Source organism: Dyella sp., from assembly GCF_035503745.1.
GTDB lineage: Bacteria > Pseudomonadota > Gammaproteobacteria > Xanthomonadales > Rhodanobacteraceae > Dyella_B.
In genome coordinates, this window is sequence record NZ_DATJTC010000025.1 from 146,100 (window position 1) to 167,431 (window position 21,332).

Annotated in this window: 24 protein-coding genes; 10 read left to right on the forward strand and 14 right to left on the reverse strand. The window is 64.7% G+C overall.

What is annotated here, in order from left to right:
- Positions 1–16: 16 nt before the first annotated feature.
- Complete coding sequence (locus VME63_RS10010) at positions 17–835, reverse strand: CPBP family intramembrane glutamic endopeptidase (RefSeq protein WP_325432810.1); 819 nt, start codon at positions 833–835, stop codon at positions 17–19.
- Positions 836–847: 12 nt separating this feature from the next.
- The gene (locus VME63_RS10015; RefSeq protein WP_325432922.1) at positions 848–1,240 is read right to left on the reverse strand and encodes an MAPEG family protein; all 393 of its coding nucleotides are present in this window, start codon (positions 1,238–1,240) and stop codon (positions 848–850) included.
- 107 nt (positions 1,241–1,347) lie between these two features.
- Between VME63_RS10015 and ypfJ the strand changes: the two genes are divergently transcribed.
- Together ypfJ and VME63_RS10025 are read left to right on the forward strand one after the other, a co-directional pair.
- A complete protein-coding gene (gene ypfJ / locus VME63_RS10020; protein ID WP_325432812.1) occupies positions 1,348–2,196 on the forward strand; it encodes a KPN_02809 family neutral zinc metallopeptidase in 849 nt (282 codons plus the stop codon).
- A 96-nt stretch (positions 2,197–2,292) separates the two neighbouring features.
- Complete coding sequence (locus tag VME63_RS10025) at positions 2,293–2,652, forward strand: YkgJ family cysteine cluster protein (RefSeq protein WP_325432924.1); 360 nt, start codon at positions 2,293–2,295, stop codon at positions 2,650–2,652.
- 15 nt (positions 2,653–2,667) lie between these two features.
- On the opposite strand, the gene VME63_RS10030 is transcribed toward VME63_RS10025, so the two are convergent.
- Both VME63_RS10030 and VME63_RS10035 read right to left on the reverse strand, forming a co-directional pair.
- A complete protein-coding gene (locus tag VME63_RS10030) occupies positions 2,668–3,441 on the reverse strand; it encodes an anti-sigma factor (RefSeq protein ID WP_325432814.1) in 774 nt (257 codons plus the stop codon).
- The gene (locus tag VME63_RS10035; RefSeq protein WP_325432816.1) at positions 3,428–4,000 is read right to left on the reverse strand and encodes a sigma-70 family RNA polymerase sigma factor; all 573 of its coding nucleotides are present in this window, start codon (positions 3,998–4,000) and stop codon (positions 3,428–3,430) included. The genes VME63_RS10030 and VME63_RS10035 overlap by 14 nt, the downstream gene beginning before the upstream one ends.
- 123 nt (positions 4,001–4,123) lie before the next feature.
- Between VME63_RS10035 and VME63_RS10040 the strand changes: the two genes are divergently transcribed.
- On the forward strand, positions 4,124–5,059 hold the full coding sequence (locus VME63_RS10040; RefSeq protein WP_325432817.1) for a metallophosphoesterase: 936 nt from the start codon (positions 4,124–4,126) through the stop codon (positions 5,057–5,059).
- The gene (locus tag VME63_RS10045) at positions 5,056–5,418 is read left to right on the forward strand and encodes a cupredoxin domain-containing protein (RefSeq protein WP_325432819.1); all 363 of its coding nucleotides are present in this window, start codon (positions 5,056–5,058) and stop codon (positions 5,416–5,418) included. Before VME63_RS10040 ends, VME63_RS10045 begins: the two co-directional genes overlap by 4 nt.
- Here VME63_RS10045 and VME63_RS10050 read toward each other — a convergent pair.
- Both VME63_RS10050 and VME63_RS10055 read right to left on the reverse strand, forming a co-directional pair.
- Positions 5,405–6,214: a class III extradiol ring-cleavage dioxygenase gene (locus tag VME63_RS10050; protein ID WP_325432821.1), complete on the reverse strand. Its 810-nt coding sequence runs from the start codon at positions 6,212–6,214 to the stop codon at positions 5,405–5,407. The genes VME63_RS10045 and VME63_RS10050 overlap by 14 nt on opposite strands.
- Positions 6,215–6,317: 103 nt before the next feature.
- The gene (locus tag VME63_RS10055; protein ID WP_325432823.1) at positions 6,318–8,162 is read right to left on the reverse strand and encodes a DEAD/DEAH box helicase; all 1,845 of its coding nucleotides are present in this window, start codon (positions 8,160–8,162) and stop codon (positions 6,318–6,320) included.
- A gap of 401 nt (positions 8,163–8,563) precedes the next feature.
- On the opposite strand from VME63_RS10055, the gene VME63_RS10060 reads away from it, so the two are divergent.
- A complete protein-coding gene (locus VME63_RS10060) occupies positions 8,564–9,118 on the forward strand; it encodes a GNAT family N-acetyltransferase (protein ID WP_325432825.1) in 555 nt (184 codons plus the stop codon).
- Between the two features lie 90 nt (positions 9,119–9,208).
- On the opposite strand, the gene VME63_RS10065 is transcribed toward VME63_RS10060, so the two are convergent.
- Positions 9,209–10,531 (reverse strand): DEAD/DEAH box helicase, encoded by a 1,323-nt coding sequence (locus VME63_RS10065; RefSeq protein ID WP_325432827.1) that lies wholly within the window; start codon positions 10,529–10,531, stop codon positions 9,209–9,211.
- Positions 10,532–10,721: 190 nt separating this feature from the next.
- On the opposite strand from VME63_RS10065, the gene VME63_RS10070 reads away from it, so the two are divergent.
- The gene (locus VME63_RS10070) at positions 10,722–11,945 is read left to right on the forward strand and encodes an MFS transporter (RefSeq protein WP_325432829.1); all 1,224 of its coding nucleotides are present in this window, start codon (positions 10,722–10,724) and stop codon (positions 11,943–11,945) included.
- A gap of 38 nt (positions 11,946–11,983) precedes the next feature.
- Positions 11,984–12,469: a peptidylprolyl isomerase gene (locus tag VME63_RS10075; protein ID WP_325432831.1), complete on the forward strand. Its 486-nt coding sequence runs from the start codon at positions 11,984–11,986 to the stop codon at positions 12,467–12,469.
- Positions 12,470–12,564: 95 nt separating this feature from the next.
- Here VME63_RS10075 and VME63_RS10080 read toward each other — a convergent pair whose 3' ends face one another.
- From VME63_RS10080 to VME63_RS10105, 6 genes are all read right to left on the reverse strand, one after another.
- Entirely contained in the window at positions 12,565–12,996 is a 432-nt protein-coding gene (locus VME63_RS10080) for an organic hydroperoxide resistance protein (protein ID WP_325432832.1), read from the reverse strand.
- Positions 12,993–13,460: a MarR family winged helix-turn-helix transcriptional regulator gene (locus tag VME63_RS10085; RefSeq protein WP_414648237.1), complete on the reverse strand. Its 468-nt coding sequence runs from the start codon at positions 13,458–13,460 to the stop codon at positions 12,993–12,995. Before VME63_RS10085 ends, VME63_RS10080 begins: the two co-directional genes overlap by 4 nt.
- 82 nt (positions 13,461–13,542) lie before the next feature.
- Positions 13,543–14,112, reverse strand: coding sequence for a C40 family peptidase (locus VME63_RS10090; protein ID WP_325432833.1), 570 nt, complete (start codon positions 14,110–14,112; stop codon positions 13,543–13,545).
- 62 nt (positions 14,113–14,174) lie between these two features.
- On the reverse strand, positions 14,175–15,488 hold the full coding sequence (locus VME63_RS10095; RefSeq protein WP_325432834.1) for a M56 family metallopeptidase: 1,314 nt from the start codon (positions 15,486–15,488) through the stop codon (positions 14,175–14,177).
- 2 nt (positions 15,489–15,490) lie between these two features.
- Entirely contained in the window at positions 15,491–15,877 is a 387-nt protein-coding gene (locus VME63_RS10100; RefSeq protein WP_325432836.1) for a BlaI/MecI/CopY family transcriptional regulator, read from the reverse strand.
- An 84-nt stretch (positions 15,878–15,961) separates the two neighbouring features.
- Positions 15,962–17,308, reverse strand: coding sequence for a hypothetical protein (locus VME63_RS10105; protein ID WP_325432837.1), 1,347 nt, complete (start codon positions 17,306–17,308; stop codon positions 15,962–15,964).
- A 101-nt stretch (positions 17,309–17,409) separates the two neighbouring features.
- On the opposite strand from VME63_RS10105, the gene VME63_RS10110 reads away from it, so the two are divergent.
- From VME63_RS10110 to hutG, 3 genes are all read left to right on the forward strand, one after another.
- Positions 17,410–18,669, forward strand: a complete 1,260-nt coding sequence (locus VME63_RS10110; protein WP_325432840.1) for an NAD(P)/FAD-dependent oxidoreductase — start codon at positions 17,410–17,412, stop codon at positions 18,667–18,669.
- 85 nt (positions 18,670–18,754) lie between these two features.
- Positions 18,755–20,101, forward strand: coding sequence for a glutathione-disulfide reductase (gorA, locus tag VME63_RS10115; RefSeq protein WP_325432842.1), 1,347 nt, complete (start codon positions 18,755–18,757; stop codon positions 20,099–20,101).
- Positions 20,102–20,125: 24 nt separating this feature from the next.
- Entirely contained in the window at positions 20,126–20,905 is a 780-nt protein-coding gene (hutG, locus tag VME63_RS10120; protein WP_325432844.1) for an N-formylglutamate deformylase, read from the forward strand.
- Here hutG and VME63_RS10125 read toward each other — a convergent pair.
- Positions 20,897–21,307, reverse strand: a complete 411-nt coding sequence (locus VME63_RS10125) for a hypothetical protein (RefSeq protein ID WP_325432846.1) — start codon at positions 21,305–21,307, stop codon at positions 20,897–20,899. The two genes, hutG and VME63_RS10125, sit on opposite strands and share 9 nt — an antisense overlap.
- Positions 21,308–21,332 lie beyond the last annotated feature (25 nt).

Below are 21,332 nucleotides of genomic sequence, written 5' to 3' on the forward strand. Positions count from 1 at the left end.
ATTAAGCGGAGCATCCCTAGGAGTGAGCGGGCGTCGTCTCGAACAGGGCGACCAGTGCGAACAGGTTGTACACGCCGTGCGCCACCACCGCCGGCCATAGCGACGTCGAGTTAAGGCGCAGCCAGCACAGCGCGGCGGCGAGCAGGATCAGGTTGGGCAGCGCATACCACTGGAAATCCAGCCCGGCCAGATGCACCACGCCAAACAGCGTGGCGCAGATCGCTACGGATAAACCGGTGGAGAGGCGATGCATCAACGCCGATAGCAGCACGCCGCGAAACATCAATTCTTCCACCAGCGGACCGACAGTGACGATCACGATCGCCAATGGCAGGCGCAGGTTCCAGGATGCATGCCGGCTGATGTCCTCGACGTTTTGCGCGACGGCATGCCCGTGCGCGGCAAGCTCGGTAAGCAATGCGCCAAGCGGCGGCATCGTCACGCCCACCAGCAGTGCCAGCACGTACCAGTGCGCCGAGCGCGGCGCACAGAAACCCAAACCCGGCGGCCGCGGCATCGCCCATAGCGCGGGCCAGCGGTGGTGCACCCATCCCAGCATCAGCAGGGCGATCAGCGGTAGTGCGAGGATGATCAACAGGGCATTGCTGTCGGCCCCATGCAGCACCGCCATGACGTGCTGATGCACCAGGGCCGGCGACAGTTCCGGATGGCGGTGCCGCTCGATCGCGCCGGCCACGAAGCTGACCAGCAGTCCGGCCGCCGCCTGCAGGATGAAATACATCACCACCAGCCCCATCGCATGCGTCACGCCGGGCATGCGCAGCGGCGTGGATGCATCGGCGGAACCATCGGGCATGGAAGCGGGCAGGCGCATGAGCGCGGGGCGTCAGCCGGCCAGCAGCGGGCGGCCCAGTCCCATCAGGGCCATCACCAGCAGCGCTGCCCAACCCGCCATGCCCAGCATGTAGCCGGGCCCGCGCTTGCCGGCATCCTGCAGATAGGCCAGCGCGTACCAGACGCGGCCCACGATCCAAGCCAGTCCAGCCACGCCCGCCCACAACACATAACCGCCGTGCACGGCCAGCCATAGCGTGGGCAGAAACATCACGGTGCTTTCCAGCGTGTTCATCTGCACGCGATAAGCGCGTTCGAAGGCCGGATGGCCGCTGATCGCCGGGGCGTCGATGCGGTACTTCGCCCGCGCCCGGCCCACCGCGTACATGGTGCCCAATTGCAGCAAAACCGTCAGCAGGACGACCAGGGCGGGTAGGTTCTGGATCATGGTGTCGCTCATGTCGAAAGAAGATGCCACTGTAGCTTTTTGGTGCGATGCTGTGGGGCATCGCCCAAGCGGCCGACAGCCGCACCGGGCACGTCGGAGGGTCTATGGACTGGCAGAAAGGCGAGCAGAGTCAGAACGTCGAAGTCGATAGCGGCGGCCCGCGCTTCGGCGGCGGACGGATGGGCCTGGGCGGCCTGATCATCCTGGCCTTGCTGGGTTGGATTTTCTTCAAGAATCCGCTGGCGCTGCTGGACCAGGGCGGCGGCCAGCCCGGCGCGTATGCACCCGCCGGACAGCCCGCCCAGGTCGATCCGCAGCAGAAGCTGTTCGTCGAAAAAATTCTGGGGTCGAGCGAAAAGACCTGGGGCGACCTGTTCAGCAACATGGGACGCACGTACGTCGATCCCAAGCTCGAACTTTTCAGTGGCGGCGTCAACACCGCCTGCGGTGCGGCGTCCACCGCGGTGGGGCCGTTCTATTGCCCGGGTGACCAGAAGGTATACCTGGATCTGGATTTCTTTCGCGAACTGCAGACGCGCTTCCATGCCAGCGGCGATTTCGCGCGCGCTTACGTGATTGCGCACGAGGTGGGCCATCACGTGCAGAACCAGCTTGGCATTTTCGACCAGGTCCGCCAGTTGCAACGGCAGGGCGTGCCCATGGAAGGCGCCGATGGCTTGTCGGTACGGCAGGAGCTGCAGGCCGATTGCTTCGCCGGCGTGTGGGCCAACCGTACGCAGCAGCGGCTGCAGTGGTTGCAGCCGGGCGACGTGGAATCGGCGCTCAATGCGGCCAGCCAGATCGGCGACGATACCTTGCAGCGCGAGGCGCGCGGCACGGTGGTGCCGGACTCCTTCACCCATGGCACCTCCGCGCAACGCGTGAAATGGTTCAAGACGGGACTGCAGGGCGGAGATATCCGGCAATGCGACACGTTCAGCGGTTCGCTTTGAGGTCGGCATGCTGCTAGGTGGGTGGCTTCGATTGGCCGTTATCGCAGGTTGCGGCATCTTTGCCGCACGTGCCCGAGGGTGCCCGTGTCCGCCGCCATGATTCATCCGTGCCTGCGTTGCGGTGCTTGCTGCGCGCATTTTCGCGTCAGCCTTCATTGGTCCGAAGCGGAGCCGTCCCTTGGCGGCAAGGTGCCGCGGGCGCTTACCGAGCAGATCGATGCGCATCGGCTGGCGATGCGCGGCACCTGGGCGGCGCATCCGCATTGCATAGCGTTGCAGGGCGCGGTGGGACAGGCCGTGCATTGCGGCATCTATGCGCAGCGCCCCTCCGTATGCCACGACGTACTGCCATCGTGGGAAACGGGTGCGGCAAGTCCGCAATGCGACAAGGCACGCATGGCGCACGGACTGGCTCCGCTGACGCCCGACGACTGGCCGGCCTTTTCGCAAACGTGAGCGCGTATCTTGCCTTCAGCGCATCGGCGGCGTGGCGGCGTCGTCCTGGAAGGCGAGGACAAACTGCCGCAAATCGGTTTCGTTGACGTCGGACACGGCGACATAGTTCATGTTGCCGGCGATCCATCGAATGACCGTATAACCATGCCATTGCGTGACGACCGCCGCCGAAGTTGTCACCGTGGAAGGCCACTGATAAAGATTGATGACATGCAGGCGGCGCTTGTAGACCAGCGCGGCGACACTGTGGCCATCCAGCGCATCGAGGCGTCCTCCGGCCAGCGGAAAGCCCACGCCGGCCAGATCCTTCACGCGTGGCGAAAAATCGAGTTTGCCTTCGAACCATGGCTTCACCGTGTGCTGATCGGTCGACACCACATCCATCAGGTGCTGCTGTTGCAGCGAACGGACATGACTGGAGACGACTTCGCCGGCCAGCGGGTTTGCGCCGATGCCATGTTGCTGCCATAGATAGAACCAGGCCGGTGCGGTCAGCAGCAGCGCGCCGATAAAGCCGGCAGCCATGGCCAAGCCGGGCCATCGCCGGCGCGTCCTGGCGTTGCCGGCGGCGGGTGAGCCAGGCGCCGTCCAACGCGCACGCAGCGCGTCGGGCGCACGCCGGTAAAGTGCCGGCTGCGCCAGTGCCTTGTGCAGCCGGGCGTAGTCGGCATAGCTAGCCGCGCACGCCGGACAGCCATGCATGTGCCGGGTAACGGCCACGCTTTGCGCCGCGTCGAGTTCGTCGTCGAGGTAGGCGTGCAGCAACAGCCTGGCGTCATTGCACATCATGACGGCGCACCTCCTTGGAGTGACCGCTCAAGTCGGCTTTCAAGCGTTCGCGCGCACGCGCCAGGCGCGACATGACCGTACCGATTTTCTGTCCCGTGATCGAGGCGATTTCCTTGTAGGAACAGGCTTCGATTTCGCGCAGCACGATCGCCTCGCGCAGCGGATGGGGGAGGTTCTCCAGCGCCTTCTGCAAAGCGCCGACGTCGAGCGCCAGCAGCACGCGCGCTTCGGGCGTGGGTTGTTCGTCTACTGCGGTGTGGGCATCCTCATCGAAGGCATCGTGCATGCCATCGGGCGGCGTCTTCATGCGCAGCGAGTAATACGTGTTGCGCACGATGGCGAGCAGCCATACCCGCGCATCGCCACCGCGAAAACTGTCGAAATAGCGGAGCGCGCGCAGCATGGCTTCCTGCACCACATCCTGGGCATCGGCCTCATCGCGCGCCAGCCAGCGCGCCAGGTTGTAGGCCGCATCCAGGTACGGCAGCACCTGCGCTTGGAAGCGTTCGCTTGCAGCGCTGGGCCGGGCCGGGGCAGTTGGATGAAAATCAGCTGGCATGAAAGGTATTACCGCTGTCGCGGCGACTTTATTCCCTTCGCCGGAAAGCCGGAATAGGCCACGGTAAAAGCCGGTAATGCAGGCAAGGGCGCAGTGGCGCCTTACCCGCACGGAGAACCGATCATGCAAAACACTCACGACGAGCCGGCCCAGGACCGGCGGCATTTCCTCGCCTGCATGGCCGCCGGGGCCGGCACGCTCTGGTTGATGAAGGGCGGCGTGCTCCAGGCACGGCCGTTGAGCGACGGCAAGGCGGCAACCGGCGACGCCAGTTTCAGTTTCGTGCAGATCAGCGATTCGCACATCGGCTTTCACAAGGCGCCGAACATGGATGTCTCCGGTACCCTGCGCCAATCGCTGGCGGCGATCAGGAGCCAGGCCATTCGTCCGGCCTTCGTCATGCATACGGGGGATCTGACGCACCTGTCCAAGCCGGAGCAATTCGACACGCTGGCCGGGTTGATGCAAGAAGGTCAGGCCGGCAAGGTTTTCTACGTACCCGGCGAACACGATGTCATCGGCGACAACGGCGCCGAATTCTTTCGCCGTTTCGGCGAACGGCAGCAGGCCGGCGGGTGGTACAGCTTCGATCACGGCGGCGTGCATTTCGTCGGGTTGATCAACGTGCTTAACCTCAAGGCCGGCGGCCTGGGCTACCTGGGGGCCGACCAGCTTGCCTGGCTGAAGAACGATCTGGCGGGCCTATCGGCGGAAACGCCGCTGGTGGTGTTTGCGCACATGCCGTTGTGGTCGGTCTATCCGTCCTGGGGCTGGGGGACCGATGACAGTGCGCAGTTGATGACTTACCTGCGCCGTTTCGGATCGGTCACGGTGTTGAACGGGCACATCCATCAGATCCAGCAAAAGGTGGAAGGCACCGTTACCTTTTACACCGCGCGTTCCACCGCCTATCCGCAACCCGCGCCCGGCGTGGGCCCCGGCCCCGGGCCGCTGCAGACCGTGACGGCCGATGCCTTGCACCGCTACCTGGGGGTGCGCGATGTGCGCCACGTACGCGGCTCCAGTGTGCTGGCCGTGACCGAGGATGTGCTGGCATGAACGCGCCGAACGCATTCAAAGTCTTATGCGTGCTGCTGGTTGTGGCAGCGTTGCCTAACGCCATGCGAAATGCTTCGGCGCTGGAGGCCGGGCCGCCGAAAGGTGCGAAGGTGTATCAAGTGGCTATCCACAACTTTGCGTTCGAGCCAAAAAACCTGGCCGTACCAAGCGGTGCCTACGTGGTGTGGACCAATCGCGATGAAGAGCCGCATGTGGTGACCAGTGCCGGTGCATTGTTCCCATCGTCCGGTGCGCTGGATACGGGTGATAGCCACACGGTGATGTTTTCAAAGCCTGGAACCTACACCTATTACTGCTCGATCCACCCCATGATGGTGGGAACCATCACGGTGCACTGAGTGCGGCTTGCTTGGCGTCGAACCGATAGATGTCCATCGCAAGGAAGCCAAGGTCGATGCCGGCGTCGATGCGTCGCGCGCCGGCGTGCTCGCCCGCGGCGCCGAGGGCGACGTACAGCGGCAGGAAGTGTTCATCCGTGGGATGCGCGCGCTTGGCGAAGGGTGCCTGGCGGCGGTAATCGAGCAGCGCATCGATATCGCCGCGTGCGAGTTTCTGCTCCACCCATCCAATGAACGGGCGCACGTAAGGCGCTTCGCGCTGCGCGCCATAGCCCGCGCGAAAATCGCGCAGGTTGTGGGTGATGCTGCCCGAGCCAATGATCAGCACGCCCTCCTCGCGCAGCGGCGCCAGTGCGCGCCCTACTGCGTAATGGTGTGCAGGCCCCAGCTCCGGCTGAATCGACAGCGGCACGACTGGGATATCGGCTTTGGGGTAAAGCAGGCGCAACGGCACCCAGGCGCCGTGGTCCAGGCCGTGGACGGTGTCCAGTGCCGGCGAAAGGTTCGCGCGCTCAAGGCATCGCATCGCCTGGGCGGCCACGTCGGTGGCACCGTGTGCGGGGTAGCGGATGTCGAACAGCGCGGGTGGAAAGCCGTAGAAATCGTGGATCGTTTCCGGTTGCGCCGCGCCGCCCACCGTCGGCGCATGCGCCAGCCAATGCGCGGTGGCGATGACGATGGCCTTGGGACGGGGCAGCGTCGCCGCCAGCTCGACAAGACGCTCGCCAACGTTGCCTGGGTGCAAGGCGGTCATGGGCGAACCGTGCGAAATGTACAAGCTGGGAAGCGCGTTCATGGCGGCAACTCGTAGCGGCGTCTATCCGCAAGTATGGGCGACGCCGCCGCGTGCATCGGTCAACGCTACGGAACGCAGCGTTGCCGATACCGAACAATACGCCTTACTTGCGGCGCGGCGGCTTGCCACCGCCATGGCCGTGCGTGCCGCGTGGCTTGCCGCCGTGGCCGCGCGCATGCGGCGGCTTGAAGCCGGCCTTGCGCGGCGGTTGCTCGCCGCCGCCATCCTCGTTGCCGTCCCATTCGCTGATGCGCAGCATCTGCTGGTTCACCCACACCTTTTTCAGGTGCTGGAAGACTTCACCCGGCATGCCGTCGGGCAGGTCGATCAGGCTGTAGTCCCCGCGGATGCTGAGGCGGCCGATGTACTGGCTGTCCAATCCTGCTTCGTTGGCGATCGCGCCAATGATGTTGCCCGGCTTCACGCCATGCTCGTGCCCCACTTCGATGCGGTAGGTGCGCTTGCCCGATTCGGTGGCATGCGGGCGCGTCTGGCGTGGCGCGAAGTCGCGCTGTGCGTGGCCTTCCTGGTGGTGACGCGTTTCGCGTGCGGGACGGCGCTTCTCGCCATCCTGTTCGGGCGCGCTGCGTGCGTGTTCGCGTTTTGCCGGCGCTTCAAGCAACAGCGGGCGGTCGCCCTGCGCAATGCGCGCCAGCGCGGCGGCGATCTCGACGGCCGGCACGTTGTGTTCCTGCTCGAACTGTTCGATCAGCTGCTGAAACTGCTCCAGTCCGCCGACGGCGAGCGAATCGGCAATGCTCTGCTTGAAGCGCGCGATGCGGCGATCGTTCACCGCCTCGACCGTGGGCAGTTTCATTTCCTCGATCGGCTGGCGCGTGGCGCGTTCGATCGCGCGCAACATGCCTTTTTCGCGTGGGGTGACGAACAGGATCGCCTCGCCGCTGCGGCCCGCGCGGCCGGTGCGGCCGATGCGATGCACGTAGCTTTCGGTGTCGTAGGGAATGTCGTAGTTCAGCACGTGGCTGATGCGTTCCACGTCCAGGCCGCGTGCGGCGACGTCGGTGGCCACCAGGATGTCGAGCTTGCCCTCCTTGAGCTGCTGGATCACGCGCTCGCGCTGCGGTTGCGCGATGTCGCCGTTGATGGCCGCGGCGGCGAGGCCGCGCGCCTGCAGTTTTTCGGCCAGCTCCTCGGTGGCCTGCTTGGTGCGCGCGAAGATGATCATCGCGTCGAACGGCTCGGCCTCCAGGATGCGCGTCATCGCGTCGAGCTTGTGCATGCCGCTTACCCACCAGTAACGCTGGCGGATATTCGCCGCGGTGGTGGTGGCCGCCTTGATGGTGACTTCCACCGGATCCTTGAGGTGCTGCTGGGCGATCTTGCGGATCGGCGGGGGCATGGTGGCGGAGAACAGCGCCACCTGGCGTTCCGGCGGCGTGGCCTGCAGCACTTTTTCCACGTCGTCGATGAAACCCATGCGCAGCATTTCGTCGGCTTCGTCGAGCACGATGAAGCGCAGCTCCGAAAGATCGAGCGTCTTGCGGTCAAGGTGATCGATCACGCGGCCAGGCGTGCCCACCACCACGTGCACGCCGCGCCGCAGCGCATGCAGCTGCGGGCCGTAGCTCTGGCCGCCGTAGATCGGCAGTACCTGGAAGCCGGGCATGTGCGCGGCGTAGCGCTGGAAGGCTTCGGCCACCTGGATGGCCAATTCGCGCGTCGGCGCCAGCACCAGTGCCTGCGGTTTGCCGGGACGCAACTCGATGCGCGAGAGGATCGGCAGCGCGAATGCGGCCGTTTTGCCGGTGCCGGTTTGCGCCTGGCCAAGCACGTCGCGTCCTTCCAGCAACGGCGGGATGGTCGCGGCCTGGATCGGCGAGGGTGCTTCATAGCCCACGTCGGCCAGTGCCTTGAGCACTTCCGGCTTGAGCGCAAGCGCAGAGAATCCAGCGGAGGCCGGAGCGGAGTCGGAGGACGGGGAAGACATGGGGAAACCTCGACATGGCATGCGCGAGGGCATGCGGGAGAATAGGCGCTATTGTAACAGCCCGCGGCGCTCATACCCTTGGGCCTGTTTACCCTATTGGCGTAGCCCTCGCCACGCACTGCCACCTGGCGGCCACTCCCATGCAACGTGGGCTACGCCAATAGGGTAAACAGGCCCTGGATTTCACCCGCTGCCATATTCAGCGATCGAGAAGACGCCATGCCCAACCGCTTGAAAGGCCGTGTTGCTCGGGTGACCGAGGTTTCTTCGGGCATCCGGACGCCGCCGCGCCGGCCCTGGCCGATCGGGGGCAGGGTAGCTATCGCGGCGTGGCACGGAAGCCGAGGCAAGCCCGGCAACGCCGACCCGTTTTCGTTGCAAGCGGTCGCCTGGGAGACGCTGTGATCGCATGGCCTGATCTGCAGACGCCGCGTGCGCGCATTCGCATGGCCGATACGTCCGATGCGCTGAAGCTGCTGCAATACAGGGTGGAAAATCGCGCGCACCTGGCGCCGTGGGAACCGTTGCGCGAATCGGATTACTTCACGTTGTCCCATTGTCTGCAGACGATCGAGCACGGCCGTGAGCAGGCAAGCCTCGATCGCGCTTATCCGCTGATGGCTTTGGACGTCGACGAAGAAGCCGTGCTGGCCACCTTGACCTTCGCCAACATCGTGCGCGGTGCGTTTCAAGCCTGCCATCTCGGTTATGGCGTGGCGGCGCGCATGCAGGGGCAGGGACTGATGCGCGAAGTGCTGGAGGCGGGCATCGCCTGGGCGTGGGGCGAACTGGGCCTGCATCGGGTGATGGCCAATTACATGCCGCGCAACGTGCGCAGCGCGCGCCTGCTGGCGCAGCTTGGCTTCGAGCGTGAAGGGTACGCCAAGCGTTATCTGCAGATTGCGGGAGTGTGGGAAGACCACGTGCTTACTGCGCGGGTTCGCCCCGACGCCTAGCGTTTGTACGCAAACCGCATGCATCGCGCCATCACCCCGGTGGGCACCGGAGTGATGGCATGGATACGGGTTTGCGCAAGTTAAAGAGGCTTACGCCTTCGCCGCCGGTCGCCCGCGACGCGCACGATGCTTGCGATTGCCCATCGCATGTTCGCCCGAGCCGTTGCTCTTGTTCTGTGCATGCCCATGCGGACGATGCGACGAACCGCCCTGGCGCTGCGGACGCGGCTGGCGCTGGCCTTGCTTGGGGCGAGGTGCCTGCGCGTCCAGCCGCAGCGGCGAGGAAAGCTCGAAACCGGGCACTTCGTTGATGGCGATGTCCTGCGCAAGCAGCTTGCGGATGTCGCGCAGCAGACCCGATTCCTCGTGCGAGACCAGCGACAGTGCAACGCCGTCGGCACCGGCGCGGCCGGTGCGGCCAATGCGGTGCACGTAGTCTTCGGCCACCATCGGCAGGTCGTAGTTGATCACGATCGGCAACTGGTCGATGTCGATACCGCGTGCGGCGATATCGGTCGCCACCAGTACCGTGACGCGGCCGCTCTTGAAATCGGCCAGCGCGCGCGTGCGCGCGTTCTGGCTCTTGTTGCCGTGGATCGCCGCGGCGCGCAGGCCCGATTGCTCCAGGTAGCGCACCAGCTTGTCGGCGCCGTGCTTGGTGCGGCTGAACACCAGCGTCTGGCGGCGGCTGTCCTGGCTCAGTACGTGCAGCAGCAGATCGCGCTTGCGCGCGGCATCGACCGGATGCACCTGATGGCTCACCGTGGTGGCGACGGTGTTGGCCGGCGTCACCGACACTTCGCGCGGCGCGTTCATGAACTGCATGGCCAGCGACTTGATTTGCGGCGCGAACGTGGCCGAGAACAGCAGCGTCTGACGCTCGGCGGGCAGCGCACCGATGATGCGCTTGAGCGAGGGCAGAAAGCCCATGTCCAGCATGCGGTCGGCTTCGTCCAGCACCAGCACCTCGATGCCGCGCAGGTCGATGGTGCGCTGTTGCATATGATCGACCAGGCGGCCGGGGGTGGCGATGACGATGTCGATGCCACGGCGCAGCGCATTCACCTGCGGGCCCATGCTCACGCCGCCGAAGATCGTTGCCGTGCTTACGCGCAAATGCTTGCCGTAGTCGCGCATGTTGTCGTTGATCTGCGCGGCCAGCTCGCGGGTGGGCGTAAGGATCAGCGCACGCGGACGGCGCGCGCCGGTGCCCGCCGCGCTGGACAGGCGCTGCAGCAGCGGCAGCGAGAAGGCGGCCGTCTTGCCGGTGCCGGTTTGCGCGGCGGCGAGCAGGTCATGGCCTTCCAGCACCACCGGAATGGCGCCGGCCTGGATCGGGGTGGGTTCGGTATAGCCTTGTTCGGCAAGCGCGCGCAGCAACGCAGGCGCCAGGCCCAGCGATTCGAATGACATTCATAGCTCCCATGCAACCCGGAGCCTTCATGCAGAACCGCGTCGCCTCGTTGAAATTTACCGTTTAGGACCGGGGTTTTTGGCCCGAACGGGCCTGGTCCGAAAGCCCATTATACATGAACGGGGCATGCTTCGCCGGTCGGCGGGTGGGGCGTGATAGCGTCCTGCGGTCACGAACCGGGAGTTGTGCATGTCCGTCCTGTCCGCCCTGCGCGAGTTGAATCACGAGCAACGGCATACCGTGCTGGCAAGCTTCCTGGGCTGGACGCTCGATGCGTTCGACTATTTCATCTACACCTTCGTGGTGGTGGCCATCGCCAACGAATTCCACGTGGACCGGACCCGGGTCACGCTGGGCATTTTCCTGACGCTCGCGGCGCGTCCCATCGGCGCCTTTCTGTTGGGCCGGCTTGCCGACCGCTTCGGCCGCCGGCCGGTGCTGATGGTGGATGTGATCCTGTTTTCGCTGTTTGAACTGGCGACCGCGTTTTCGCCCTCGATCACGGTGCTGCTGGTAATGCGCTTCCTGTTTGGCGTGGCGATGGGCGGCGAATGGGGTATCGGTGCATCGCTGGTGATGGAGTCGATTCCGCCGAAGTCGCGCGGACTGGTGTCAGGCTTGCTGCAGAGCGGTTATCCCTGCGGCTTCTTTCTCGGTGCGCTGGTGAACTGGCTGCTGGTCGATCACATCGGCTGGCGCGGCTTGTTTGTGGTGGGCGCATTGCCGGCGCTGCTGGTGCTGTACATCCGGCGCAAGGTGCCCGAATCGCCGGGGTGGCAGGCAAGCCAGGGCAAGCTCAGTCTGTGGAAAGCGATGCGCGGCCAATGGAAACTGGCCATCTATCTGATGTGTTTGATGGCGGCGTTCAACATGTTCAGCCATGGCTCGCAGGACATGTATCACACCTTCGAGGAAGTGAGCCTGCATCTGCCGACCGGCTCCAGCGCGGCGTTCGTGCTGGTGGCGCTGCTCAATCTGGGCGCGCTGGTGGGTGGCATTTACTTCGGCGCCTGGTCGGAAAAGATCGGCCGTCGCCGCGCCATGATCATCGCCGCGCTGCTTGCCATTCCGGTGATCCCGCTGTGGACCTATGGCGGCTCGCTGCTATGGCTGGGCGTCGGTGCGTTCCTGATCCAGGTGATGGTGCAGGGCGCGTGGGGCGTGGTGCCCACGCATCTGAATGAACTTTCGCCCGATGGCGTGCGCGGCACGCTGCCGGGCTTTGCCTACCAGATGGGCAACCTGCTGGCGGCCGGCACCGCGACGGCGCAATCGTGGCTGGCCAGCCGGGATGGCCTGAACCTGCCTCTGGTGATGTCACTATGGATTGCCGCGGTGGCCGTGTTGCTGGCGTTGCTGGTCTGGCTGGGGCCGGAGGCGCGCGGCGTCGGCTTGGGCCGGCCCGGCAGCTGATAGAATGGCGGTTTTCGTTATCTACCGAGAGAAAGGCAATGAAGGCTGGCAAGGACAAGGTCATCGCGTTCCACTACACGCTTACCGTGGACGGCGAGAAGGTGGAAAGCTCGCACGAGGGCGGGCAGCCGTTGTGGATCCTGCTGGGCCATGGCCAGCTGATTCCCGGCCTGGAAAAGGCCCTGGAAGATCACGCCGCCGGTGACACGCTGCAAGTGGAAATTCCGCCGGCCGAAGGCTATGGCGAGCGCCAGGAAGGCCAGATCCAGCGCGTACCCAAGAAATACTTCCAGCAAGGCAATCGCCTCAAGCCCGGCATGGTGACGGTGCTCTCGCTCAAGGAAGGCGGACAGCGCGCGGTGACGGTGCAGAAGGTGGGCATGAGCACGATCGACGTGGACCTCAATCACCCCATGGCCGGCAAAACGCTCAACTTCGACGTGAGCGTGCAGGATGTGCGCGAGGCCACCGAGGAAGAAATCCAGCACGGCCACGCGCATCCGCCGGGTGCCCAGGCACACTGAACGCTGGCTCCTTCCCGTGTCGGCACGGAAAGCATAAAGAGCAAAAAGCAACGGCGCCCCCAGGCGCCGTTGCCGTTTTCCGATCGTGCGTGCGATCAGACCAGCGTGATCTGCACGTCCACGTTACCGCGCGTGGCGTGCGAGTACGGACAGATGTCGCGATGCGCGATGTCGATCAGCTCTTGCGCCACGGCGCGGTCGATGCCCGGCAGGCTCACTTCCAGCTTCACGGCGATGCCGAAACCGGTGGGTTCGCGCGGGCCGATGCCGACGTGCCCGGTCACCGAGGCTTCCTTCAGCGCGATTTTCTTCTCACGCGCCACGAAACGGATGGCGCCTTCGAAGCACGCCGAATAGCCAGCGGCAAACAGCTGTTCCGGGTTGCTGCCGTGACCGCCGGGGCCGCCCAATTCCTTGGGCAGTTTCAGGTCGAAATCCAGCACGCCGTCGCTGCTGTGGATGTGGCCTTCACGGCCGCCTTTGGCGGTGGCGGTGGCGGTATAGAGGATCTTGGCGGGGTTGCTCATGGGTTTTGGTCTCGCTCTTGGGTGGGTGCGGCCAGCTGGGCCGCCAGGGATTTGAGTTCGTCGCGCAGGCGGATGAAGTCGTCGGCGGACATGCAAAGACGGTTGGCCAGGCAGCGCGGCACGTCCAGCGCACGCTCGTGCAGGTTGCGGCCGGCCTGGGTCAAGGTGATTTCCACCTCGCGCTCGTCACGCTGGCGACGGCGGCGGCCGACCAGGTCGGCTTGCTCCAGGCGCTTGAGCAGAGGCGTCAAGGTGCCTGAATCGAGCTGCAGCCGTTCGCCGAGTTCACGCACGGTGAGGCCGTCGCGCTCCCACAGCACCAGCATGACCAGGTATTGCGGGTAGGTCAGACCCAGCGCCTCCAGCATGGGGCGGTAGGTGGCCGTCATGCGGCGCGAGGCAGCGTACAGCGCGAAGCAGAGCTGTTCGTCCAGAAGCAGGGTGGGTTCGGGGGTTGCCATCATGGGAAAACAATAGCATCAAATTTAATTGTGCACAATATAATTTTTTGCATGAGATGGCGGGAAGGTGGCAGAGGGGTGCAAATCAGTCGAGCAGGCGTTCGCCGTAGGCGAAGTGGTCGCGCCAATACGGGCCGTCGATATCGTCCAGGCGCACCGTGCCGCCGCTGTTGGGCGCATGCACGAAGCGGCCCTTGCCGACATAGACGCCCACATGGCTGATGCCGCCGCCGATACTGAAAAAGACCAGGTCGCCGCTGATCAGCTCATCCATGCGGCGCACCTTCTGGCCGTTCATTTCGGACATGTCGCGGGAGCTGTGCGGCAGAAGGATGTTGGCGGCGTTTCGATAGATGTAATCAACCAGTCCGCTGCAGTCGAAACCGCCTGCGGGTGTGTTGCCGCCATAGTGGTAGGGCGTGCCGACCAGGGCCATGGCGCGGAACAGCACGTCATTGGCGGTGCCGATGGAATTTTCCGGTGCACGGGCCGGCTCGTCGGCCAGTTCCGAATGCGACGGCTTGAACGTGGCTTCCCGCCTCGGACTGCTGGCGCACGCGGCGAGCAACAGCAGCACGCCGGCGAGTGCCGCCGCGCGCAGTGCGCGGCGGAAAAAGTGGTGCTTGCTCCAATCCCCTGTGTTAGCCAGGGTCATAAAAAAACCTCGGCGTTGGCTGCGCCGAGGTTATATCAAATCAATAAGTTGAAGGGAAGTTCTCAGGAGTTGGACGAAGTCGAGCCGGCCGCCGGGACTGGAGGCGGAGGCGGCGGCGAGGGCGGAGGCAGCGGCATGACGCCGGGTGGCGGTGGCGGCACCGGCGCGCCAGGCGGCTTGGGCGGTAACGGCGACAGGCTGAACAGCACCGGCACCTTCACCCATCCCTCCACCGCCTTGCCGTCCGCCATCTGCGGATGGAAGTGCCACTTCATGGCCGCATCACTGGCGGCCTTGGCAAGTTCCGGAGACGTCTTGCTGCCTTCGCTGTCGACATCCACCTTGCGCGCCGTGCCATCGGCGGCCACCAGCACTTTCAACATCACCGTGCCTTGCTCGCGATTCTTCACCGCATCAGGCGGGTACGGCGGCGGCATGGGGCCGCGGTCGTGCCAGTCCAATTTGGGTGGTGTGTCGGCCGGCGGCGCCGATGCCGATTGCGCCATGGCGGCGCCGCAGGCAAGCAGCGCCGTCAAGGCGACATAGCCGGATCGACGGCGCCAGGAACTTAGGAATGGACGGCTGATCATGGTGAGGCGCTCCTTCAATTGGGGTTCGGCAAGCCAGGGGATCATGGCGGGTTGGGCATCCACGCTGGTGCTGCGCATAAGCGTTTGTGCGTAGCACAGCTCGTGCTGGGGCGCTGCACGCAGCACGCTTTCGTCGCAGGCAAGCTCGATGTCCAGCTGGAAGCGGGGTAGCGCGAACCAGGCCAGCGGGTGAAACCACAGCAACACGAGAATGCATTCGCTCAGCAGGCTCCACCACGCATCGCCACGGCGCAGATGTGCGCATTCGTGACGCAGCACCATCTCGCGTGCATCGGTGTCGTAGCGCTCAAGAAAGTCCGCGGGCAGCAGCAGGCGCGCGCGCGGTGCCCACATCACGGCGGGGCCGGCCGCATGCAAGCGCAATCGCCGCGTGAGCAGCGCCGGATATTCGGCGATCAGTTGGCGACGCATGGCAGGCGGCATCGCGGTGCAACCGCGTGCCAGGCGCATGTAGCGCAAGGCCAGATGCAATGCGCCGTAGGCGACGCCGAGCAGCCATATCGCCACGAGCCAGGCATACGCATCGGACACGGCGACGTAAGTGATCGGCAGCGACGGCGTCGGCAGCATGGAAATGACCGGCCGCAACGGCGACGCTTTGATGGGCGCGGGCAGCCACGGCATCGCCGCCATCACGCAGGGCAACGCCCACAGCGTAAACGCGGGGCCGGCGCCGAACGCGCGGCGCAATGGCTTGCGCAGCACCAGGACCAGCACCAGGCCCAAGGTGGCGGTAAGCAGCATCCGTAAAAGCATTGCGTTCATGATCATCGTTCCTTGCGCTCGATGGCATCGATCAGTTTGCGCAATTGGGCGATGTCATTGGGGGACAACTTTTCGTGCTGGCTGAAATGCGCAAGCAACGGACCGACACGTCCGCCGAACACGCGGTCCAAGAGGCTGCGGCTTTCCTGCGCCTGCCATTGCGCGCGGCTGAGCAAGGGCGCGTAGAGATAGCGGCGGCCATCGCGCGTGGCTTCTACGGCGCCTTTTCCCAGCAGGCGATTGAGCAGGGTGCGGATGGTTTTTTCGTGCCAGTCGCTGTTGGCCTGCACGGCGGCGACGATCTGTTCGGAGGACAGCGGCGCTGTCTTCCACAGTGCTTCCATGACGCGGCTCTCGGCGTCGCTGATGGGCGTATGGGCCTGTGGCATCGATCGGCTCCGATTGGATTACAAGTGTAGTCTCGAATCGAGATTACATGCGTAATCCTTGGGGCGCAAGTACCGCGAAAGCGATCAGTGCGCCAGCACGTCGATCGGCTGCTCGGAAAGCGTCTTGCCCTGGGCATCCCAGGCGCGCAGGCGGTAATGGCCGGGGTAGAGGTACAGCACGTTATGGGCGCGGGCCTTGATGAAGGTGTAGCGGTCGGCCGGGATGGCGTTGTCGGGCTCGTTCGGATAGTAGGCATCCACCACGCAGGGGATCTGCCCGGCGCATAGATCGGTGTCAATCTTGTAGGTAAAGCGCGTGCCGCCCAGCGACAGCCAGTAGGGCCGTATGTCGAGGTTGAGGGGCGGCTGCACCAGCACGATGATGCGCCGCAAGACGTCGGTGCTGGTTCCGTCGCCGCTGCGCAGATCCATTGGCGAAGCGGGTGGAAGAATGACGGAGATGTCGTGCATGCGTGGATCGGAACTCCAGTACGCATGCGTGCTGCGATTCTGCAGAACGATGGGCAACTGCGAGGAAAAACGCGAGGCAACCTCGGCGTAATAGCCGAAGTCCAGGCCGCCTGGCGCCACGTCCCGAAATTGCACCTGGTCCACGCAAAGCGGGTCATAGCCGCTCAGCTGTTGCAGCTGCATGGCCATCGGCTTGATGTCATCGCCCAGATTGCCGGGGGCTTTGTCGATATGCGAGTAGCCCGCGTGCACGAACAGCTTGGCTTGCGGATCCTTGGCGAACACCTTCTCGTAGAGCGTGCGTGCCTGCAGCGTGTCGCGGTCCTCGAGCGAGGCATCGTCGGAGTCGTACGGCACGATGATGTAGCCGAGCTTGATGGCCTGGCGAATGATCTCGCCGTAAAGCGGTTCAAGCAGGTATTCGCTGCCGGACGTGTCGATGGGGTAGCCGCGCCGCATCAGGTCCACGTCTTGAGTGCTTAGCGCCTCGGCGGCGAAGTAGCGATAACCCAGCGCGCGCAGGCGCGGCAGCAAGGCCAGCGTCAGCTCGCGCGTGTGCGCATCGTGATGGGCCTCGTTGATCATCACGATGTGGCGCTGCGCGGCAAGCTCGGCTACCGCTTCGCTGGCACTGACGGCTTGCCAGTCGTCGTCTTGCGGCAGGACCGTTGACTTGGGGGGCGCGATGCGGTTGTCGAACGGAAAGGTTATCGTTGCTTCGGTGTACAACCCCAGTTCGCTTTCCACGGTGGCGAGCAGTTGTAGCGCCAAGACTTTTTCGTCCTTGTCGAGCAAGGGCATGACCGATTTCAGGTAGTTGTAGCGCGCCAGGCCATTGGGCGCGGCGCCGAAGCGGGTCACCAGTTCGCGGGTGGACGGCGCAGGAGTCTGCGCGCGCGCACCGGCGGCTGCCAGTAGCACGGTCGTGCAAAACAGGCACATCACAAACGGTATACGCATCGGCATGGCGGTGATGTCGTGGTTGCGCGATACCAGCCTGCGACGTTGCCCGGCCGGGCGCAAGTACCAATTTCCGCGGTCCAGGTCGCTACAATGGCCTGATGGATGCTTCCCGCAGTGATGTATTGATTCTCGGTGGCGGTGTCATTGGCCTTGCCAGCGCGCTCTATCTGCTCAACAACGGCGCCAGCGTGCGTGTGCTGGAGCAGGGCACGCCCGGCTGCGGCAGCTCGCATGGCAATTGCGGTACGATCACCCCCAGCCATGCGGCACCGCTGGCGATGCCGGGCATGGTGGGCGTGGCGTTGCGCTCGATGCTTCGCTCCGACGCACCGCTCTACCTCAACCCCCGCTTCGATGGCCCGCGCCTGCGCTGGTTGCTGGGTTTTGCCAGGCACTGCAACTGGCGCGATTTCGAAGCTGCCGCAAAAGCGCGGGCAGCCATCCTGCAACGGTCCCGCGATCTGCTCGATCAACTGATCGGTGCGGAAAAGCTCGATTGTGAATTCGTCCAATCGGGGGGGCTCTACGTCTATCGCAGCGCGGCCCGGCTGGCGGCGGACGAGCGCCATCATGCCGAGCTGCTCGATCGTTTGGGTATTGCGGTGCAGCGCTTGCGCGGCGAAGAGGTCCAGGCGATCGAGCCGGCGCTCAAGCCGGGCGTGCAGGGCGGCCTGCTGCATCCGCAAGACGCGCGCTTGCGTCCGGATCGCTACGTGGCCGAGCTCGCGCGGCGGGTGCTCGAACGCGGAGGCGTGATCGAAACGGGTGCGCGTATCGAGCGATTGCAAACCGATGGCCCGCGCATCGCAAGCGTGGGCACTACCGGCGGTGATTTTTCGGGCGAACGCGTGCTGCTTGCGCTCGGCGCCTGGTCGCCCTTGCTGGGCCGGCAGCTTGGGTTGCGCCTGCCCATGCAGCCGGGCAAAGGCTATTCGCTTACCTATAGCCGTCCGGTACGCGTACCCCGGTATCCGCTGGTGTTGCGAGAGGCGGCGGTGTGCGTCACCACCTGGGACAGCGGCTTTCGCCTGGGCAGCACGATGGAGTTTTCCGGTTACGCCCAGGGGCTCAACCGCACCCGCATCGATGCCTTGCGCCGCAGCGCCGCGGCCAACCTGCACGAGCCGGAAGGGCCGCAACTGCAGGAAGAGTGGTGGGGCTGGCGGCCGATGAGCGTGGACGAAGTGCCGATCATCGGCCCGAGCACGCGCTGGTCCAACCTGCATCTGGCGACTGCGCACGGCATGCTCGGTGTCAGCATGTCGGCCGCGACCGGGGAGCTGGTCGCCGCGCAACTGGGCGGCACGACGCCGGCCTTCGACCCGGCGCCTTACGCACCTGCCCGCTTCGGTCTGTGATCACGCCTGTGCCGATCGGGCATGTTGTAATCAGGCTGGTTGTAATCCCGCAAGGGCAGACTCGCCGCGGCAAGGGAGAAGGATGATGAGCGATAGTTTCGACCTGATCGTCCTGGGTTCGGGTTCCGGCGGATTGAGCGTTGCCCAGCACGCCGCGCGACTTGGGGCGAAGGTTGCGATGTTCGAGCCGCACGAAATGGGCGGTACCTGTGTCAATCGCGGTTGCGTACCCAAGAAGGCCATGTGGTTTGCCGCACAAATGGCCGACATGCATCGCCTCGCCGCGCAATACGGTTTCCAAACCACGCCGATGCAATTGGACTGGGCGCGCTTGCGGCGGTTACGCGATGACTACATCGCCGGCATCCGCCGGCGCTACGACGCGCGCCTGGCGCAAGCCGGCATTACCGTCGTGCCGGAAGCCGCCAGCCTGGTGTCGGCCGATACGGTCGCGACCGGCTCCGGCATGCGCGCGAGGGCACCGCATATCGTGATCGCCACTGGCGCGCGCCCGCGCCGCCTGGATATCGCCGGCTTCGAGCTGGGCATGCTGTCGGACGACATCTTCGCTTTGGAATCTGCGCCCAGGCGCATCGGTGTCGTCGGCGGTGGTTACGTCGCGGTGGAATTCGCCGGCGTCCTGCATGCGCTCGGCTGCGAGGTTGATATGTTCGTGCGCAACGACCTCTTGTGCGGATTCGACCGCGAGATGGTCGATGCGCTGTCCTCGCACATGCAGGCGCGAGGCATTCGCCTGCTGCGGGACGTGCAGGTGACAGGCGCACGCGGCGTTCGCGGCGATGTCACGTTGGAGACCGGCGGCGGTGCGGCATTCGAAGGCTACGACGCGGTGCTATGGGCGATCGGCCGCACGCCCAACAGCAACGGCATCGGGCTGGAAAGCCTTGGCGTGGCATGCGACGAGCGCGGCCACGTGCTGGTCGATGCCTATCAAAACACCAGCGTGGCGGGCATCTACGCCATCGGCGACGTCACCGATCGCAAGGCGCTCACGCCGGTGGCGGTGGCGGCCGGGCGCGCCCTGGCCGATCGCCTGATCGGCGGCCATGCCGATGCCCGTCTGGACGATAGCGTCCTTCCCAGCGTGGTCTTCTCCGAACCGCCGCTGGGCATGGTCGGACTGACCGAACAGCAGGCACGCGCACGCCATGGCGATGCGGTCAACGTGCACAGCGGCCGCTATACCCCGCTGCAATGGATGGTGGCGGGCCGTTCGGAACAAAGCGTCGTGAAGCTGCTGACCGTTGGCGCGGAGCGCCGCGTCGTAGGAATCCACGTATTGGGGCCAGGTAGCGACGAATTGCTGCAAGGTTTTGCGATCGCTCTGCAAAAGGGTCTGTACTGGCACGACCTGAAGGCGGCGATAGCCATCCACCCCACCGCGGCGGAGGAGTTGCTGTTGCTGCGTTAGTGGGTAACCGGTCACACTCCGGACATGGAGACCTTCAACCTCGAGCGCGGCACTGCGCCGCTTTTGATCAGCCTGCCGCACGATGGCAGCCACATTCCTGCCGATCTTGCCAAGCGCCTGCGCCCCGCCGCGCGCCGAGCGCCCGATACCGACTGGCACGTGGCCAAGCTCTACGAACCGCTTGCCAAGGACCTGGGCGCCAGCGTGATCAAGCCGGTGGTGTCGCGCTACATGGTCGATTTGAATCGACCTGCCGACGGGCATGCGTTGTATCCGGGCCGCCGCGAAACCGGCCTGGTGCCGACCGTTGGCTTCGATGGCGAGCCGTTGTATCTGGACGGCCAGGAACCGGACGCCGAGGAGATCGGCCAGCGGATCGAAACCTGGTGGCGTCCCTATCATCAAGCTCTTGCGGCGGAACTCGAACGCCTTAAAGCGCAGCACGGCCATGTCGTGCTGTGGGACGGGCATTCGATCCGCAGCCATGTGCCCATGCTGTTCGAGGGGCGCCTGCCGGACTTCAATCTCGGCACCGCCGATGGCGCCAGTTGCGGTGCCCAGCTGCAGTGGAACCTGACCGGCGTGATGGAAGCGCAGTCACGCTACGACTTCGTACTCAACGGCCGCTTCAAGGGCGGCTATATCACCCGCCATTACGGCAATCCTGCACATGGTATCGAGGCGGTACAACTGGAGCTGGCGCAGAGCCAGTACATGAATGAGGAGAGCTTTGCCTGGGATACGACCAAGGCGCCGATGGTGCAGGGCACGATCCGCCAGTTGTTACAAAAATGTCTAGAGTGAGGGGCGGGGCTTAAACGCCAAATTTGACCGATTGTTTAAATCATCAGCATTTATTGATGAATTTTTCTCGCCGTTCAGTTCCGGTATGCCGAATCCAAGGCATTGTTGATACCGCCATGCCGCCCGAGGTTGCCGGGTTCCGGCCGGGTCCGTGGCAATTAAAATCTCGAGGCTCATGATCATGATCCGTAAACTTGCGATCGCTTCTCTGCTCGTTGCAGGTGTGGCTCTGTCCGGTTCCGTTTTTGCCCAGTCGACCGCTCCGTCCTCGGCATCGTCGTCCTCTTCGACGACCGCCAAGCACCACAAGTCCAAATCTTCGTCCTCGACCAGCCACAAGTCCCACAAGAAGACCAGCAGCGCGCCGGCTTCCAGCGGTACGGCTGGCAAGTAATCGCGCAAGCAAGACGGTTCGGTATACCGATAA

Bases quoted from the DNA above. Each gene is read 5' to 3' on its own strand.
- VME63_RS10010 (WP_325432810.1), bottom strand. From the start codon at position 835: ATGCGCCTGCCCGCTTCCATGCCCGATGGTTCCGCCGATGCATCCACG.
- ypfJ (WP_325432812.1), top strand. From the start codon at position 1,348: ATGGACTGGCAGAAAGGCGAGCAGAGTCAGAACGTCGAAGTCGATAGC.
- VME63_RS10025 (WP_325432924.1), top strand. From the start codon at position 2,293: ATGATTCATCCGTGCCTGCGTTGCGGTGCTTGCTGCGCGCATTTTCGC.
- VME63_RS10030 (WP_325432814.1), bottom strand. From the start codon at position 3,441: ATGATGTGCAATGACGCCAGGCTGTTGCTGCACGCCTACCTCGACGAC.
- VME63_RS10035 (WP_325432816.1), bottom strand. From the start codon at position 4,000: ATGCCAGCTGATTTTCATCCAACTGCCCCGGCCCGGCCCAGCGCTGCA.
- VME63_RS10040 (WP_325432817.1), top strand. From the start codon at position 4,124: ATGCAAAACACTCACGACGAGCCGGCCCAGGACCGGCGGCATTTCCTC.
- VME63_RS10045 (WP_325432819.1), top strand. From the start codon at position 5,056: ATGAACGCGCCGAACGCATTCAAAGTCTTATGCGTGCTGCTGGTTGTG.
- VME63_RS10050 (WP_325432821.1), bottom strand. From the start codon at position 6,214: ATGAACGCGCTTCCCAGCTTGTACATTTCGCACGGTTCGCCCATGACC.
- VME63_RS10055 (WP_325432823.1), bottom strand. From the start codon at position 8,162: ATGTCTTCCCCGTCCTCCGACTCCGCTCCGGCCTCCGCTGGATTCTCT.
- VME63_RS10065 (WP_325432827.1), bottom strand. From the start codon at position 10,531: ATGTCATTCGAATCGCTGGGCCTGGCGCCTGCGTTGCTGCGCGCGCTT.
- VME63_RS10070 (WP_325432829.1), top strand. From the start codon at position 10,722: ATGTCCGTCCTGTCCGCCCTGCGCGAGTTGAATCACGAGCAACGGCAT.
- VME63_RS10075 (WP_325432831.1), top strand. From the start codon at position 11,984: ATGAAGGCTGGCAAGGACAAGGTCATCGCGTTCCACTACACGCTTACC.
- VME63_RS10080 (WP_325432832.1), bottom strand. From the start codon at position 12,996: ATGAGCAACCCCGCCAAGATCCTCTATACCGCCACCGCCACCGCCAAA.
- VME63_RS10085 (WP_414648237.1), bottom strand. From the start codon at position 13,460: ATGATGGCAACCCCCGAACCCACCCTGCTTCTGGACGAACAGCTCTGC.
- VME63_RS10090 (WP_325432833.1), bottom strand. From the start codon at position 14,112: ATGACCCTGGCTAACACAGGGGATTGGAGCAAGCACCACTTTTTCCGC.
- VME63_RS10095 (WP_325432834.1), bottom strand. From the start codon at position 15,488: ATGAACGCAATGCTTTTACGGATGCTGCTTACCGCCACCTTGGGCCTG.
- VME63_RS10100 (WP_325432836.1), bottom strand. From the start codon at position 15,877: ATGCCACAGGCCCATACGCCCATCAGCGACGCCGAGAGCCGCGTCATG.
- VME63_RS10105 (WP_325432837.1), bottom strand. From the start codon at position 17,308: ATGCGTATACCGTTTGTGATGTGCCTGTTTTGCACGACCGTGCTACTG.
- VME63_RS10110 (WP_325432840.1), top strand. From the start codon at position 17,410: ATGGATGCTTCCCGCAGTGATGTATTGATTCTCGGTGGCGGTGTCATT.
- gorA (WP_325432842.1), top strand. From the start codon at position 18,755: ATGAGCGATAGTTTCGACCTGATCGTCCTGGGTTCGGGTTCCGGCGGA.
- hutG (WP_325432844.1), top strand. From the start codon at position 20,126: ATGGAGACCTTCAACCTCGAGCGCGGCACTGCGCCGCTTTTGATCAGC.